The sequence below is a fragment of the Allobosea sp. genome (assembly GCF_030695125.1).
Classification (GTDB): Bacteria; Pseudomonadota; Alphaproteobacteria; order Rhizobiales; family Beijerinckiaceae; genus Allobosea.
On sequence record NZ_JAUYTP010000045.1, the window covers coordinates 1 to 16,253 of the forward strand.

13 protein-coding genes are annotated in these 16,253 nt (G+C 69.6%); 7 read left to right on the plus strand and 6 right to left on the minus strand.

The features are described from left to right. The 6 genes from Q8S38_RS16130 to Q8S38_RS16160 all read right to left on the minus strand — a co-directional run. Positions 1–592, minus strand: a 592-nt coding sequence (locus Q8S38_RS16130; protein ID WP_305681554.1) for a VIT1/CCC1 transporter family protein, incomplete at its 3' end; no start/stop codon positions are given. A 261-nt stretch (positions 593–853) separates the two neighbouring features. Further along, on the minus strand, positions 854–3,403 hold the full coding sequence (locus Q8S38_RS16135; RefSeq protein ID WP_305681401.1) for an autotransporter outer membrane beta-barrel domain-containing protein: 2,550 nt from the start codon (positions 3,401–3,403) through the stop codon (positions 854–856). A 486-nt stretch (positions 3,404–3,889) separates the two neighbouring features. Further along, positions 3,890–5,518 carry a phosphonate ABC transporter, permease protein PhnE gene (gene phnE / locus Q8S38_RS25000; protein WP_371125899.1) on the minus strand — a complete coding sequence of 543 codons (1,629 nt, stop codon included), beginning with the start codon at positions 5,516–5,518 and terminating at the stop codon, positions 3,890–3,892. Further along, positions 5,515–6,300 carry a phosphonate ABC transporter ATP-binding protein gene (gene phnC, locus Q8S38_RS16150; RefSeq protein WP_305681402.1) on the minus strand — a complete coding sequence of 262 codons (786 nt, stop codon included), beginning with the start codon at positions 6,298–6,300 and terminating at the stop codon, positions 5,515–5,517. Before phnC ends, phnE begins: the two co-directional genes overlap by 4 nt. Positions 6,301–6,335: 35 nt before the next feature. Beyond that, complete coding sequence (gene phnD, locus Q8S38_RS16155; RefSeq protein WP_305681403.1) at positions 6,336–7,385, minus strand: phosphate/phosphite/phosphonate ABC transporter substrate-binding protein; 1,050 nt, start codon at positions 7,383–7,385, stop codon at positions 6,336–6,338. A gap of 270 nt (positions 7,386–7,655) precedes the next feature. Then, complete coding sequence (locus Q8S38_RS16160) at positions 7,656–7,931, minus strand: PepSY domain-containing protein (RefSeq protein WP_305681404.1); 276 nt, start codon at positions 7,929–7,931, stop codon at positions 7,656–7,658. Positions 7,932–8,077: 146 nt separating this feature from the next. On the opposite strand from Q8S38_RS16160, the gene Q8S38_RS16165 reads away from it, so the two are divergent. The 7 genes from Q8S38_RS16165 (at position 8,078) to Q8S38_RS16195 (ending at position 16,250) form a co-directional block, all read left to right on the plus strand. Beyond that, positions 8,078–8,767 carry a response regulator gene (locus Q8S38_RS16165; RefSeq protein WP_305681405.1) on the plus strand — a complete coding sequence of 230 codons (690 nt, stop codon included), beginning with the start codon at positions 8,078–8,080 and terminating at the stop codon, positions 8,765–8,767. Beyond that, entirely contained in the window at positions 8,767–10,122 is a 1,356-nt protein-coding gene (locus tag Q8S38_RS16170) for an ATP-binding protein (protein ID WP_371125906.1), read from the plus strand. Before Q8S38_RS16165 ends, Q8S38_RS16170 begins: the two co-directional genes overlap by 1 nt. 99 nt (positions 10,123–10,221) lie before the next feature. Then, on the plus strand, positions 10,222–10,701 hold the full coding sequence (locus Q8S38_RS16175) for a DUF2271 domain-containing protein (RefSeq protein WP_305681407.1): 480 nt from the start codon (positions 10,222–10,224) through the stop codon (positions 10,699–10,701). Positions 10,702–10,719: 18 nt separating this feature from the next. Further along, complete coding sequence (locus tag Q8S38_RS16180) at positions 10,720–12,933, plus strand: PepSY domain-containing protein (protein ID WP_305681408.1); 2,214 nt, start codon at positions 10,720–10,722, stop codon at positions 12,931–12,933. Beyond that, the gene (locus tag Q8S38_RS16185; protein ID WP_305681409.1) at positions 12,923–13,852 is read left to right on the plus strand and encodes an FAD:protein FMN transferase; all 930 of its coding nucleotides are present in this window, start codon (positions 12,923–12,925) and stop codon (positions 13,850–13,852) included. The genes Q8S38_RS16180 and Q8S38_RS16185 overlap by 11 nt, the downstream gene beginning before the upstream one ends. 188 nt (positions 13,853–14,040) lie before the next feature. Continuing rightward, on the plus strand, positions 14,041–14,481 hold the full coding sequence (locus Q8S38_RS16190; protein ID WP_305681410.1) for a hypothetical protein: 441 nt from the start codon (positions 14,041–14,043) through the stop codon (positions 14,479–14,481). A gap of 62 nt (positions 14,482–14,543) precedes the next feature. Further along, positions 14,544–16,250: an efflux RND transporter periplasmic adaptor subunit gene (locus Q8S38_RS16195; protein ID WP_305681411.1), complete on the plus strand. Its 1,707-nt coding sequence runs from the start codon at positions 14,544–14,546 to the stop codon at positions 16,248–16,250. Positions 16,251–16,253: the final 3 nt, after the last annotated feature.

The following is a 16,253-nucleotide window of genomic DNA, read 5'->3' on the forward strand; positions in this document are numbered from 1 at the left end:
CGATGCGGGCCCCGAGCGCGCCCAGCAGAGCAAGGCAGATCAATGAGCCGCCCGAGACCGCCCAACTGATTGAGGTGGCGGAAACCGTGACGGCGATCGCCAGGGGTATGGCGGCCCCGACCGCGAAGGTGGCCGCCGACGTCAGGGCCGCCTGCACCGGCCGCGCGATCGTATGGCCAGCTAGGCCGAGTTCGTCGCGCGCATGCGCTGCAAAGGCGTCCTTGGCCGTCATCTGTACCGCGACCTCGCGGGCCAGCCCCGGCTCAACTCCGCGCGCGACATAGATCTGCGTCAGCTCGGCCAATTCCGCCTCAGGCTGCTCTGCAAGCTCGCGGCGCTCGCGGGCCATGTCTGCCTGTTCTGTGTCCGACTGTGAGCTGACGGAAACGTACTCTCCCGCCGCCATCGACATGGCGCCCGCGACAAGACCGGCAATGCCCGCGACCAGGACCTCGTCGGCACTTTTCGCCGCTGCCGCGACGCCGACAACGAGGCTCGCCGTCGAGATGATGCCGTCATTGGCGCCGAGCACGGCGGCCCGAAGCCAGCCGATCCGATCGATCAGGTGGTTCTCGCGGTGGAGCGGGTGCATGGTAGCGGTCCTTCCGGTTGGCCGGAGGCGGAAGCCGTCCCCGGCTGGCACCATGGACCAGGACGACCTGTCTTGTCCGATGCGGCAACCGTCCCATGAGCGCGTCAAGGAAACGTCAGGCGGGGTCGAACCGCGCCCTGACGCCGCGCCGATGGCGCCTGAGGTCGAGCAGGAGCAACCTCGGCTGGGTTCCAGGGGAAGGTCGGATCAGGAACTGGCAGAAGCCCACTGCCGGCCGCGGTCCCGTTGCGGTCGCTTGGCTCAGAAGCTGACTCTCAACTGGGCTGTGCCGCCGATGCGGCGGGTATGCGCCGCAAGCTCGGAGTCGACTCGCATGCCGAGGCTGACGCTGGGGCTGAGCTTGATATCGGCCCCGGCCGCCAGCAGGGCGGCGTTGCGGCTGGGCCTCGCGCCCGTGACGCTGAAGCTGGCGCCGGCAAGCCCATTGATCGAGGCGGTCAGCTCGACATCGCGCTGGTGATAGGCCGCCCAGGCGGCGCGGACGAAGCCCGTCACGGGCGTGGCGCCAGCGATCAGATCGGCATCCAGCCGCAGGCCGAGTTCGCTGCGGCTGGTGGTGTCGGAGCGCCGCGCCAGCGTCAGCATGCCAGCACCGGCGCCCGTCCCATCGCGCTCGACGGCAGCAGGGCTGCTCGCCCGCACCAGCTGGAAAGCGGCCAGCGGCGAGAGCGTGACGCCGCTCCAGCTCATGACCGGCAGGCTCGCCTCGATCCGGCCGCTCCAGGCCTGCGTCACATAGGAGGCGGCCACGCCGGTGCGGCCGAGCGCGGGAATCGCGCGATGGGTGTCGGTATCGAGACGGGCATAGCCGAGCGCCGCGGCGAGATTGACGGTGCCGAGCGTGGTGCGCCCGTAAAGCCCGGCCTGGAAGACATCGGCCATCGCCTCGCCGAGCCCCCCCGACAGCGAGGCGCGTGACTGGCCACCGGCGACAGCGAGACCCGCGACCGTGCTGGAGCCGAGCCTGACATCGGCTCCGACCGCGACATGACCATCGGAGAGGTTGCGGCTCGCCGAGCCCGCGACCCGGTCGCCGTCGGTGCGCCCGGTCGAACCGAATGTCGCGCCCCAGAGCGAGAAGCGCGCCGGGTCGAAGCGCGCCCGCCCGGGCCCGTCCTGCCGCAACGGCAGGTCGGCTGTAAAGCCGGCCGCACCGCCGGGGCCACCCGAGGCGCCCGCGAGCCTGCCGGCGCCCGATCCATCGAGCATGGTGTGGAGGAACTGCCCCGCGGCGCTGTTGGCCATGGCGGGAGCGGCAGTGTGGGCCTCGCCCGAGAGCTGGTTCACGGCAGCGGGGATGGCGGCCGCAGGCAGATTGTAGATCGCAAACAGCGCAGACGGGTCGACGCCGCCGGCCACGGCCCAGTCGATGCCCTGTGCCACCGCATAGGCATTGGCTCGTTGGCCGGAGCCTAGCCCCAGGGTTGCAGGGGCCGCGGCCACGGCGGCGATCGGCGCGGGATCGGCAACGATCAGTGCCAGCGGCTTTGGCGTCAGGGTCAGTTGCACGTCGGTCGCGGTGTAGGCGACGCCGGTGGTGACGCCGTCGCCGAAGGAACCGGTCGTATCGACGGAGCCGAAGGAACCGTTGCGCCCGCCCTGGGCCGACAGCAGCGTGTAGGCTGTGCCAAACAGATAGGCGCCGCCGAGCGGGACGATCCGCAGCGTGCCGGCGAGCGCGGCCGTCCCGGTCACGTTGATCCGGTCGGAGACTGCACCCTGCACCTCGGCGACATAGACCGAGCCCGCGCCGAGCGTCAGATTGCCGTTGACGCTGAGCGTGCCCGGTGAATTGCCGGGCGAGAGCGTGCCGTTGACCGTCAGCGAGGGCAACTGCCCTGAGCCGCCGATGGTCGCGCCCGCCGCGACCGTGAGGCCCGACGAGGCCGTGATGGCGCCATTGACCACCAGCGTTCCGTCGTTGACTGTGGTCGCGCCGGTGTAGCTGTTGCTGCCCGTCAGGGTCAGGATACCTGTTCCGGTCTTGGTGATAGACCCGCCGGCGCCCGAGATCTTGCCGGCGAATGTCGTGCTGGCATTGCTGCCGCCGATCGACAATCCCTTCGCGCCGAGAATGATCTCGCTGGTCGCGCTCGCGCTCGCCAACGAGCCGACAGCGAAGCCTGCGGAGCTGAGGCCGGAGATGTCGAGCTTGCCATTTCCGGTGAAGCTGAGCGCTGCGGTTCCGCCGGCGACAAAGCCTGTCACCGTGATCGATCCTCCTGCCGAGGTCGCGAGCGTGGCGTTGCCGAGGCGCGCGCCTCCGGAGAAAGATATCTGGCCGGCATTGGCGATGGCCGTGTTATCAAGAGACGCGCCCCCTCCAAGAGAGATGATGGCTCCTGCATCGTTGTTGACGACTGCACCTCGGACGACGCCAATACTAGTGAGCTGTAGCGTTCCCCCAGCCCGATTATTGATGGTTGCGCTCCCGCCTTGAACGACGAATCCGCCGTCACTGATGCCCAGCACGACACCATTGCCGATTCCGAACACATAATCCCCGCTGAGGACGCGGATACCGTAGGGGAAAATCGACCCCGTTATGTCAATCGCTGTGAGGTTCGAGGCGTCGAACTCGGCGATCCGGGAGTTCACTGGCGCGGTCCCACTGACCCAGTTGCCGCCGTTGCTGTAAACGCCGTCGACCGGCACCGCCTTCCAGGTCTCCACGATCTGCGCCACGGCCTCGCCGCCGGTCACGGCCAGCGCGATCAGCGAAACACTGCCGAAAAGCGCGGCGCGGGCCTTGCCGGCCTGGCGCATGCCGCGCCCCGAAACCTGTGTCATAGCCATTTCGAGGCGGTCTCCACCGTCAACCCTGCGGGCGAGCGCCCGCGCCGGCCGCGCATCGTCCTGGAACGCACGGCCCGCCTTTCTTCACGGCAGCGGCATGGCTGACGCCACGTCATTTCGACGAAACGGGCTGGATTATCGACGAACCGGGCAGAGGCCCGCAGACCGGCCTGCCGAGGCCGCGCCAGACAGGTTGCGCGGGGGGCCACGCTGAGGGCCCATGCTGATGATGCGGCGGGGCGGCCGAGCGGGGGAATCGCGGTGACGGCGACGGGCGAAACGGCGCGATCCCGGCCATGGGCCGGCAGGGCTCGTCGCGCTTGGCATCCTGACGATCCGGGGCAGCCCGATCCGCGACCTGCGCGGGAGCCGCGTCGGCCGCGCCGTGATCGTCTGCGCCCTGCCTTTCGCCGCTGGGCTCCCAAAAGGGGTCACGCCCGCTGATGCCGGCCCGGGCGCGCTGCTCACAAGCGCTACCCGTCAGATCACCCGCGATCGAATCGTCGCAGTCACAATCTCCGTCACGACGACGACCGCGAAGATCACCAGGAGCACGAGGCCGACCTGATCCCAGTAAAGGTTGTCCATCGAGGCTTGCAGCGCGACGCCGAGCCCGCCCGCGCCGACCAGCCCGAGGACCGCGCTCTCGCGGACATTGATGTCCCAGCGGAACAAGCTCACAGCCAGAAAGGCCGGCTTCACCTGGGGCCAGAAGCCTTTCAGCAGGATGGCGCGGCGCGAGGCGCCTGCGGCGCGCAGCGCCTCGATGGGGCCCGCTTTCGCTTCCTCGATCGCCTCCGACAGGAACTTGCCGGTGAAGCCGATCGAGTGGATGGCGATCGCCATCACGCCCGCCAGTGCGCCCGGCCCGAAGACGGCGACGAAGAGCAGTGCCCAGACCAGCGTATGGACCGAGCGCGTCGCGACCAGGATGAAGCGGCCGAGCGCATTGACCCAGGGCGACGGAGCGACGTTGCGGGCACACATCAGCGCGACCGGCGTGGCCAGCAGGATGGCGAGGATCGTGCCCAGCGTGGCGGTGTGCAGCGTCTCGACCAGGGCCGTGCCCACGGTCGTGCCGAAATAGCGCCAGTCGATCGGCCACATCCGCCCGAACAGGTCGGCGGTCTGCTGCGGCGCGTCGTAGAGAAATTCCGGGATGACCTCGATGGTCTGCACCGACCAGCCGAGCGCCAGGCCCGCCAGCCCCCAGAAGGCCAGGCGCAAGCCCCGCTCCACGGGGGTGAACCGGCGCCAGAGCCGCCCTTTCGGGCTCTCGACGACGAGGCCGGACGGGGCCTCGTCCTGGTAGATCCGCCGCATGAAAGCGGAGAGCACCTCGCCCGCCATCACCGTGACGATGATCGCGATGATGATGGTCAGGACGAAATCATAGTCGAAGCGCTGGAAGGCGGTGAACAGCGTCGCGCCGATACCGCCGCCGCCAACGAGGCCGACGAGCGCGGAATTGCGCAGGTTGGAATCGAGCTGATAGGCCGCGAAACCGATGAAGCGCGGCAGCACCTGCGGCACCACGCCCATCGTCACCACCGACAGGAAGGGCGCGCCGGCGGCGCGCAGCGCCTCGATCGGCTTCATCGACATCTCTTCGATCGCCTCGGCGATCAGCTTGGCGATGAAGCCGAGCGTCGCGACCACCAGCGCCATCACGCCGGCGAGCGCGCCGAAGCCGACCGCCTTCACGAACAGGATGGCGACGATGACCGGATGAAAGGTGCGGCACAGCGCGATGACGCCGCGCGCCGCGACAGTCACCGGCAGCGGCATCAGGTTGCGCGCGGCGAACAATCCGAGCGGCAGGGCCAGCAGCACGCCCGCCGCCGTCGCGATGATCGCGATCTGCAGCGATTCGAGCATCCCCGACCACAGCAGCTGCATCTTGTCGGCGGCAGTGTTGGGCGGAAACATCCGGCCGAGGAAGCGGGCGCCATTGTCGAGCCCCAGGACGAAACGCTCCCAGCGGATGTCGAGGATCTGCGCGGCATAGGCGACATAGACGAGAAACAGCGCCGCGCCGATGCGCAGCGGCCAGTTGGGCGGAAAGGCGCGGGCGCGCAGGCTTCCCGAGTCGAGCGGAGGCGCGCTCATTCCATCCAGCCTTCGCCGCCATAGATCTCCGCCAGATGGCTGTCCTGCAGCCCGGCCGGCGGGCCGTCATAGACGACGAGCCCCTTCGACATGCCGATGATCCGCAGTGCGAAGCGCTTCGCCAGCGCGACGTTGTGGATGTTGACCAGCACGGGGATGTCGCGGTCGCGCCCGACCTGGGCCAGCAGTTCCATGATCTCGACCGATGTCTTGGGGTCTAGCGAGGAGGTCGGCTCATCGGCGAGGACCAGATCGGGATCCTGCATCACGGCACGCGCGATGCCGACGCGCTGGCGCTGGCCGCCCGAGAGCTGGTCGGCGCGCCGGGTGGCGAATTCGCCCAGCCCCACCGACTCCAGCAGCGAGAAGGCGCGCGCGATGTCGGCCTCCGGAAAGCGCCGGGTCCAGGCGCGCCAGACCGGCACATAGCCGAGCCGGCCGCAGAGCACGTTCTCGATCACCGTCAGGCGCTCGACGAGGTTGTACTCCTGGAAGACCATGCCGAGACGGCGCCGCGCCTGGCGCAGGGCCTCGCCCTGGAGCTTCGCCAGGTCGAGGCCGCCGAGCAGGATCGAGCCCGATGTCGGATCGACGAGCCGGTTGATGCAGCGGATCAGCGTCGACTTGCCGGTGCCCGACGGGCCGATGATCGCGACGATGCCCGGCTCGGAGACCGTCAGCGAGATGTCGCGCAGCACCGGCTGTCCGGGCCGGTACTCCTTGACGAGGTTTCGGATGACGAGCGCCCGGCCCTGGCCGGACGCCACAGGCAGGGCGCTCATGATGGGAAAACCTCGTTGACGACGGCGTGTGCTGATCAGGGCGCCTTGGCCGGCGCCGCGTTCTTCTTGGCGAGCGCGTCCGCCTCGCGCTTGGCCTCGGCGTCATAGGCCGATTTGTTGTAGGGCGTGCCGGACTTCTCGGCGACATCGCGCACCACCGCCCAGTCCTTCTGGTAGGTGATCGGCAGGAAGCGGTCGTCGCCGTTGAACTCCTTGGTCATCTCGGGCGTGAAGCGGAAGGAGTAGAAGCAGTCGGTCAGCTTCTTGGCGAGTTCCGGCTTGAGGTCGTGGGCGTAGGCGAATGACGAGGTCGGGAAGATGGCGCTGCGGTAGATCTCGCGCACATCCTCCTTCTTGATCGTGCCGCGCACGATCATGCGCTCATAGACGTCGCCGGCGACCGCGCCCATGTCGTAGTCACCCGAGACGACGCCGAGGATCGACTTGTCGTGCCCGCCCGACATCAGCGGCTTGTAGTCGGTCTCCGCCGTCAAGCCATGCTCGGGGAAGAGCACCCGGGGTGCGAGATTGCCCGAGTTGGACGAGGGCGAGGTGTGAGCGACCTTCTTGCCCTTCAGGTCGGAGAGCTTCTGATAGGGGCTCGAGGCCTTGACCACGGCGACGAGGTTGTAGCCGCGCACACCCTCGGACGAGCCTTTCGCCGCGAAGGGGACGGCGCCGGCGAGGTTCACGGCAAAGCCGGTCGGGCCGGTCGAGAAGCCGGCAAAATGCAGCCGCCCGGAGCGCATGGCCTCGATCTCGGCCGAATTGGACTGGACCGGATAATAGACGATCCGCTTGCCGGTGCAGGTGGCGAGATGGTCGCTCAGCGGCTTGAAGATGTTGGCGTAGACGGCCGGATCCTCGACCGGCGTATAGGCCCAGACCAGCGCGGAGGGGTCTTTCCACTTCTTCGGATCGGTGGGCGCATCCGCCACGAGATCCTTGTTGGCGTCGCAGTACATCGTGTCGAGCTGGCCGGTATGCGGACAGGTGTCCTGCGCGAGGGCGGCACCGCTCCAGCCTGCGCCGAGGCCTGCCAGGAGCGAGGCGGCTGCGGCCATCGAGGTGATTTTCAGGTTCATCGAACGCTTCTCCCAAAGGCGCCGGTTCACCCGGCTTGCCCTAGGTATGTGACACAAAACTGTCATATTCAACCCGGCGGCGGCGATGGAACCACAGCGGGCAGGACAGGCTCGGTCAGATCAGCGCCGAAAACCAGCCTCCTGCGCTGAGCAGAAGGGCGGAAAGAAGGGCACGACGGGACGGAGGACGGCATGACCACGCGACCTGAGTCGGGCCAGGGCCATCGCCGATTCCGCGGCGCTCGTCCGGCAGGAGCTGCCCGTAAGGCCTCAGTCGTCGTCGCCGTCCCGGGCCACGCGCTCCAGCGTGGCGGGGTCGAACTTGGCCTTGACGCGGCGCCCCTCGGCGTCGACAGCCCGGACCTTGTAGCAGCCATCGTCGGTCTTGATCCGGCGGATGGTCCAGCCTTCGGCGCGCAGCTTTTCGACCAGCGCCTCGCGTGGCTTCCACTCCGCCATGGGCGCCGAACAACGCTGGCTGGCGAGGGCGGGAGCGGCAAGGCCGACGAGGATCGTCAGCGCCACGATCGGCAGGATGAGTTTCATGGGATGCCTCCTCCGCTCAGGGCGGCGATGGCGCCATCAACCATGCCAAGCTGACGCTCACCTGAATGGCCGGCGCGATTGCGTTCAGCCCGCTGTCAGCTTCGTGCCATAACCGAGGGTATCCGTTCCGGAAGGCAGATGACGACATGCGCGTGCTCCTCGTCGAGGACGACCCGATTCTGGGGTCTGCCGTGCGCGACCAGGTCGCCGCCGATGGTCATGGCGTCGACTGGGCGAAGCGGCTGGCGGACGCCGGCGCGTTTGTCCGGCTGGCGCATTACGACCTGATCCTGCTCGATCTGATGCTGCCCGACGGGCGCGGTCTCGATTTCCTGCGCGCCCGGCGACAGGCCGGCGACACGACCGCAGTGATCATCCTGACGGCGCGCGACCAGGTCTCCGACCGGATCGCCGGCCTCAATGCCGGTGCCGACGACTATCTGGTCAAGCCCTTCGATCTGGCAGAGCTCTCGGCACGCCTGAGCGCGGTGGCGCGCCGCTATGGCGGCAACCCGAATCCGCTGATGCAGATCGGCGGGCTGACGCTGGATCTGGCGGCGCGCAGCATTGTCCGGGACGGCTGTTCCATCTCCCTGACCGCGCGCGAATGGGCCCTGTTCGACGCCTTCATCCAGCGCCCGACCATGCTGCTCTCCAAGGCGCTGCTCGAAGAGCGGCTCTACACCTTCGATAGCGAGGTCGAGAGCAACACGATCGAGGTCTATGTCGGGCGCCTGCGCAAGAAGCTCGGGGCGGAGGTGATCGAAACCGTGCGCGGCATGGGCTATCGGTTGGGCGCCGCGACCCTGGCCGGAACGGGAAAAAGCCCGCCATGATGCGCGTCGCCTGGCCGCCCAGGGGCAGTCTGCAGCGGCGGCTCGCGCTGGCGCTCACCGGCGGGGTCACGGCGCTGTGGCTGCTCGCGACCGTGGCCGCGGGCCTGTTGTTGCGCCGGGAGATCGACGAGGTCTTCGACAGCGCCCTGCAGGAGGTGGTGCAGCGGGTGCTGCCGCTGGCCTACACCGAGATCCTCGCGCGCGAGGCGGATGCCGGTTCCGACCCGCAACGGATCGCCTCGGTCGGCGCACACCGCGAGTACATCACCTACATCGTGCGCGATGCGTCGGGCCGCCGGTTGCTGCAATCCCACGACGCCGATCTCGCCCAGTTTCCGCCGAACCCGGCGCATGGCTTCAGCGACGGGCCGAGTTCGCGGCTCTATACCGAGATTGCCGTCAGCGGGACGATCGTCGTCACCGCTGCCGAGCGTCCCGGCCATCGCCAGAAGGCGGTCCGCGATGCCATCAAGGTCCTCGCCTGGCCGCTGATCCTGCTGCTGCCGCTCGGCATCGCCGGGACCTGGGTTCTGGTCGCCGTCACCTTGCGCCCGGTCGTGGCGTTCAGGCACGAGATCGAGGCGCGTGGCAGCGGTCATCTGGCGCCGGTGTCCGTCAGCCACCTCCCCTCTGAGATCGCGCCGGTGGCCGAGGCGGTGAACGCGCTGATGGCGCGAGTGCGCCGGGCGCTGGACGCCGAGCGCAGCTTCACTGCCAACAGCGCCCATGAACTGCGCACGCCGGTGGCGGCTGCTCTGGCGCAGGCACAGCGTCTCAGGGCCGAACTGCCGGAAGGTGCCGCCCGCGCCCGGACGGTCGAGATCGAAAGCGCGCTCAAGCGGCTGGCGCGGCTGTCGGAAAAGCTGCTCCAGCTCGCCCGGGCGGAGGGCGCCGGCCTGATCGGTGAAGCGCCGCAGGACCTGGTGCCGGCATTGCGCCTCGTCCTGCACGATCTGTCGGCCGAGGGCGCGGTCGCCGTCGCGCTGCCACCGGTGGGCCGGTTCGTCTCGACGCTGGACATGGACGCCTTCGCGATCCTGGCCCGCAACCTGATCGAGAACGCTCTCAAGCATGGCGATGCCAGCCAGCCGGTGCGTGTGGCGCTGACGGATGACGGGCGCTTCAGCGTCGTCAGCCCCGGGCCGGTTCTGGAACCAGCGATTCTCGCGGCCGTGACGCAGCGCTTCGTGCGCGGCACCACCATGGCCGAGGGGGCGGGACTGGGTCTCTCGATCGTCCAGGCGATCGCACAAGGGGTCGGCGGCGAGATCGCCTTCATCTCGCCCGCAACAGGACAGGCCGGCGGCCTCGAGGTTGTGGTGCGGCTCCCCGCTGCGACGCTGAAAGCCGGCTGAGCGTCTTTCTCGATCGTCTTCAGGTCGCTGTCAGCTTGGCGGCGCATCTCTCCTCGCATCGCTTCCGCAACCCCGAGCGTTGCCATGAGGAGAATTGCCATGAGATCTCTCGCCCGCGCCCTGGCGCTCGCCCTCCCGCTCGGTCTCGCCGGCGTCCTCGCGCACAGCGCCGCCGCCGAGGCACGGCCCGTCCGCATCACCACGACCTTGAAGCCCTATGGCGGGGACGGCGCCTATCTGGCGATCTACATCACCGATCCGCAGGGCAAGCTCGCCAAAACGGTCAGGATCGCCGGCGGCAAGGCCAAGTATCACAAGCATCTCAGCGCCTGGAACAGGCTTTCGGGCGGCAAGATCGACGGCACGACCGGCGCCAGCGTCGGCAGCGGACAGTCGCTCACGGTCAGCATCGAGATTGCCGATGCGCTGATCGACGCCGGCTACGAGATCCGCGTCGACAGTGCCGTCGAGAACGAAAGCGACGTCCCGGGCGACGCGGTGGCGCCGCTGGCGACGGCTGGTGCAGGCAAGCCCGTCGCCGGGCGCGGCTATGTGAAATCCCTGACCTTCGACATGTGACCGGGACGGGACTTCGCCATGCTGCGCCAGATCCATTCCCTGCCCGGCCTCGTCGCCGCGCTGCTCGTCGCGGTGCTGGCGCTGACCGGCGCGGTCTTGTCGGTCCAGCCGGCGCTCGAGCGCTTCGCAGCGCCTTCGGTCGTCACGGGAACGATCAGCGTCGCGGCACTGGCCGAGGCCGCCCGCGCGCAGCATGCCGAGATCGACAAGATCGTCCAAACCGCCTCCGGATCGCTCGTCGTGAGCTATTTCGAGGGCGACAAGGCCGGCGCGGACGTCGTCGATCCGGCCACGGGACGGGTGATGGGCCCGCATACGCCGTCGGCCACCATCCGCTTCATCACCAACCTGCACCGTTCGCTGCTGCTGGGTACGGCCGGCCGCGTCGCGGCGGGCCTGGGCGCGCTGGCGATGGTGGTTCTCACCGTCACCGGCGCGATGATGCTGGCCGCTCGCCAAGGCGGCTGGTCGGCCTGGCTGCGGCCGATCCGCGGCAGCGCCCGCCAGCGCTGGCATGCGCAGGCCGGACGCCTCGCCATCGTCGGATTGCTGCTGACCGCGATGACCGGGTGTTTCCTGTCGCTGACCAGTTTCGAGCTGATCCCAGACGGCTCGGCCGATCCCGTGGCGACGTCATCCGGCATTGGCGGCGAGCGCGCCTCAGTCGGCAGTCTTGTGGCGCTGCAGGCCGTCGACCTCGCCGAATTGCGCGAACTCGCCTTTCCCTATGCGGCCGACCCGACCGACACCTATCGGCTGACCACCGCGGCCGGCGTGACGCAGATCGATGCGACCACTGGCGAAGCGCTGTCCTTCCAGCCGCATTCGACCGCCCGGCAGCTCTACGAGATGATCTATAGGCTCCACACCGGCCAGGGCCTGTGGCCGCTGGGCCTGCTGCTGGGGCTGTCCGCCCTGGCGGTTCCGGTCTTTGCGGTGACCGGCGCGATGATCTGGTGGCAGCGCCGCCGCTCGCTGCCCCGGATCGCCGACAACCGCCCGGCCTCCGCGGCCGACACGATCATCCTGGTCGGCAGCGAGGGCAACAGCACCTGGGGCTTTGCCAGGACGCTCCATGCCGCGCTGACACAGGCCGGTCACAAGGTCCACGCGGCGCCGATGAACGCGCTGGCGCCCGCCTATCCGAAAGCCACGCGGATGCTGATCCTGACCGCGACCTATGGCGACGGCACGGCGCCCGCGAGCGCCAGCGGCTTCCTGGCGAGGCTCGACCGCAGCGCGTTGACGCTGCCCTTCGCGGTGCTCGGCTTCGGCGACCGCAGCTTCCCCCGATTCTGCCGCTTCGCCGAGGATGTCGGCGCAGCCCTGGCCAAGAAGGGTTGGCCGGCTCTGATCGAGATCGACCGGATCGACCGCCAGTCGGCGCAGTCCTTCGCCCTCTGGGGCGACAGGCTGGGGACCGCGCTCGGGCACGCCCTCACGCTCGCCCATGTCGCGGAACGGCCGAAGACCACGGCGCTCGAACTGGTGAAGCGCGTGGACTACGGCGCCGAGGTCCAGGCGCCGACCGCCATCCTGACCTTCCGCCTGCCGGGAGCGCAGCCCGGGCTCCCCTTGTGGAGGCGCCTGTTCCCGGCCTCGCTGCCGCCCTTCGAGGCCGGCGATCTCGTCGGCATCCTCCCGCCCGGCAGCACCGTGCCGCGCTACTATTCGCTCGCCTCCTCGGCGCGCGAGGGCATCCTCGAGATCTGCGTGCGCAAGCAGCCCGGCGGCCTCTGCTCGGGCTTTCTCAACGACCTGCCGCTCGGCGGCCGGATCGACGGCTTCATCAAGGCCAACCCCGCCTTCCGGCCCAATGCCCAGGCTACGCCGCTGATCCTGATCGGCGCCGGGGCCGGCATCGCGCCGCTGATGGGGTTCCTGCGCGCCAACCGGTCGCATCGCGAGGCGCATCTCTATTGGGGCGGGCGTTCCCCGGCCTCCGACTTCCTCTACCGCGAAGATCTCGCCTCCTGCATGGCCGACGGGCGCCTGACTGCGCTGAACGCCGTCTTCTCGCGGGTCGCAGCGGGCGGCTATGTGCAGGACGGGCTGACGAGCGATGGCCCGCATCTGGCTGCGCTGCTACAGCGCGGCGCCCAGATCATGGTCTGCGGCGGGCGCGAGATGTCCGGCGGCGTCTCCCAGGCGCTCGACGCGATCCTGGCCCCGATGGGCCTGAGCACGATCGCGCTCAAGGCGAGCGGGCTCTACCGCGAAGATGTCTACTGACCACCCGGCGGCGGAGCGCCGCAGCCTCAGCGGGCCGACGATGGGCACGCGCTATTCGGCGGTCTTCTACGGCTCCGGCGATGTCGATGAGCGCAGGCTCGCCGCCGCCCTGCAGTCGACGCTGGATCGGGTCGACCGCCAGATGTCGACCTGGAAGCCTGAATCGGACCTCAACCGCCTCAATGATGCGGCCATCAGGGTCTGGGTGCCCGTTCCCGCGGAATTGATGAGCGTCCTGCAGGCGTCCCTGCGGATCGGCCGGCAGTCGCAGGGTGCCTTCGACATCGGCGTCGGCGACCTCGTCGGCGCCTGGGGCTTCGGGGCCAGACCGGCCCCCGGCGACGGCCTTCCGGGAGGCCCTGCCGTGCCGAAACCGGCGATCACGGCAGAGGCGCTCGAACTCGATCCGCACCTGCGCCGGGCGCGCAAGCACGCGCCCCTCGCGCTCGACCTGTCGGGCATCGCCAAGGGGCACGGGGTCGACGAGATGGCGCACGTGATGCGCCAGTTTTCGATCCCCGCCTGGCTGGTCGGCATCGACGGCGAAATGCGCGCCGGCGGGGCCAAGCCCGACGGAACGCCCTGGGCCGTCGCCCATGAGCGTCCGGTGCGGGGCGTCCGCGAGGCGATGGGCGTCATCGAACTCGAGGACCGCGCCGTCGCGACCTCCGGAAACTACCGCCATTATCGCGATATCGGCGCGCGGACGATCTCGCACACCATGGATCCGCGGTGCGGCCTGCCGCTGGAGAATGGGCTGGCGTCCGTCACGGTGCTGGCGCAGACCTGCCTGGAGGCCGATGCCTGGGCCACGGCCCTGCTGGTGATGGGAGCGCAGAAAGGGCTGCCTCTCGCGCAAGCGATGGGCAAGGACGTCATCTTCGTCCGCACCGACGGAACGGTCGAGACAACGCTCTGAGATCGGATCATATCGTCTGCGCGTCGCGATTGCGCGAGATTCAGCAGGGCCGCGGGCGAGCGCGAGCAGCTTTGCCCGGCCGTTCACCACGCGCATCGGTCGGCAGCCGACTCTTCACGCCGCCTCTTGACCTTCCCCCATGGGAAGCTCCATCTCACCGTCTGCTCATACTGGATCGGCGCAGCAACGTGGCGGCATTCGACGTCCTGGCCAAGGCACTGAAGGCGATCGCGCTGGTCGTCCTGCTGTCGTTCGCCTGGGCCTTGCCGGCGAACGCGCATGCCGGCCATGGCGCGGCGCCCAGGGCCGTTGCGCCAGCGGCCGAACCCCGGCAGCACGATGCGCGCGCGCCGATCGCCGCCGCTCCGCGCGCGGCCGAGACGGCCGCCCCCTGTGACCCGGAGGCGATCGGCACACCGCTTCCGACGGGCTGCCCGCCGGACGAAAGCGCGCAGGGCCGGAGTTGCTGCGGCACGATCTGCACCGTCGCCGCGATTGAGCACGACGTCGTGTCTCTCCCGCTGCGGATCCCTCACCAGATCCGGCTCGACATGGCGCCCGAGCGCGCCTCTCCGGTCCGGGAGCCGGGCCTGCAGGCGAGACCTCCACGAACCATCGACATCGCTTGAGCGTCGGCCGGCTGACCAGCCGCGCCGCCGGATGGTCATGCCGATCGTGATGGGTTCGTTTCATGTTTTCGTTCGTCCGCAGCCTCGCACGCTGCCTGATGGCGCCTTTGGCGCTGGCTTCCCTCCTGTCCGTTGCCCCGCTCGCGGCCCATGAGGGCCACGACCATGGCGCTCCGCCCGCTCCCGTCGCCACGACGGGTTCGCCGCGGATCGCCCTGCACTCCGACGCCTATGAGCTCGTCGGCATCCTGCGTGGCGACCGGCTGACGCTGTTCCTGGACCGCTATGCCGGCAACGCCCCCGTCACCGACGCCGGCCTCGTCGTGACGATCGGCACCGGCGCGGATATCGCGGCGACACAGACGCCGGAGGGGACCTATGTGCTGGCCTCGGACCGGCTCGTCGGCGCGGGCCCGCTGGAACTCGTCTTCGCCATCACCCATCCCGGCGGCGACGACCTCCTGATCGGGACGCTGGACCGCCCGGCCGCCCCCGCTCCGGCGGCCGGCGCTCCTGCCGGATCGGGCCACGCCTCCGCTCAGGCTGCGAGCGTCGTCATCGCGGGCCGGCCAGTGCCGGTCCTTTACCTGGCCATGGGCGCGGCGCTGGCTGTCGGGCTCCTGCTCGGCGCCACACTCCGCCGCTCGCGCCCGGCCCTGTCCCTGACCGGCCTCGTCCTCGTGCTGCTGATCGCGGGGACGGACCTGGCGAGCGCCCATGAGGGCCATGATCATGGCGAGGCCGCGAAGGCGGCACCGCCCGCCGGCGACACCCCCCGCCGTCTCGCGGATGGGTCGGTCTTCGCGCCGAAGCCAACGCAGCGGCTGCTGGAGATCCGCACCCAGGTCACCAAGAGCGAGGAAGCGCGCAAGACCCTGGCCCTGGTCGGCCGCGTGATCGCCGATCCCAACCGCTCGGGCCAGGTCCAGAGCATCACCGGCGGCCGGATCGTTGCGCCCGAGAGCGGCCTGCCGCGGCTAGGGCAGAGCGTCCGGCGCGGCGACATCCTCGCCTCCGTCGAGCAGGCCGTGCCGCAGGCCGACCGCACCACCATCGCCGAGCGCGTCGGCGAGATCGAACAGCAGATCGCCATGGTCGAGGCGAAGCTGAAGCGCTCGCGCAGCCTGGCCGAGCGCGCCATCGCGCCGCAAAGCCAGGTCATCGATTTCGAGATCGAGCTCGCCGGGCTGATGCGGCGGCGCGAGATCGTCGGGCGCATCCGGATCGAGCCCGAACTGCTGCGCGCGCCGCTCGACGGCGTGGTCTCAGCGGTGCGGGTCGTGGCGGGGCAGGTCGTCGGCTCGCAGGACGTCCTGTTCCAGATCGTCGATCCCGCGGGCCTGTGGGTCGAGGCCCTGTCCTATGGCGATGTCGACCTCTCGCAGCTCGACGGCGCCTCGGCGCTGCTGCCCGGCGGAAAGCCGCTCAGCCTGTCCTTCCGGGGCACCGGACGGGCGCTGCAGCAGCAGGCGACACTGGTGCACTTCGCCGTCGAGGACCCGCCCGCCACGGTCGCGATCGGCCAGCCTGTCCGGGTGACGGCCCGCAACGGCGCCAGCGTCAGCGGCATCATCCTGCCGCGCGATGCCGTCGTGCGCGGCGGCAATGGCGAGGCGCTGGTCTGGCGCCATACCGATCCCGAGCGCTTCGAGCCCAGGCCCGTCCGCACCGAACCGTTCGACGCGACAAGGCTGGTGATCCGCTCCGGCGTCGCGCCGGGCGAACGCATCGTCGTGCGCGGCGCCGAACATCTCAACCAGATCCGCTGAGAC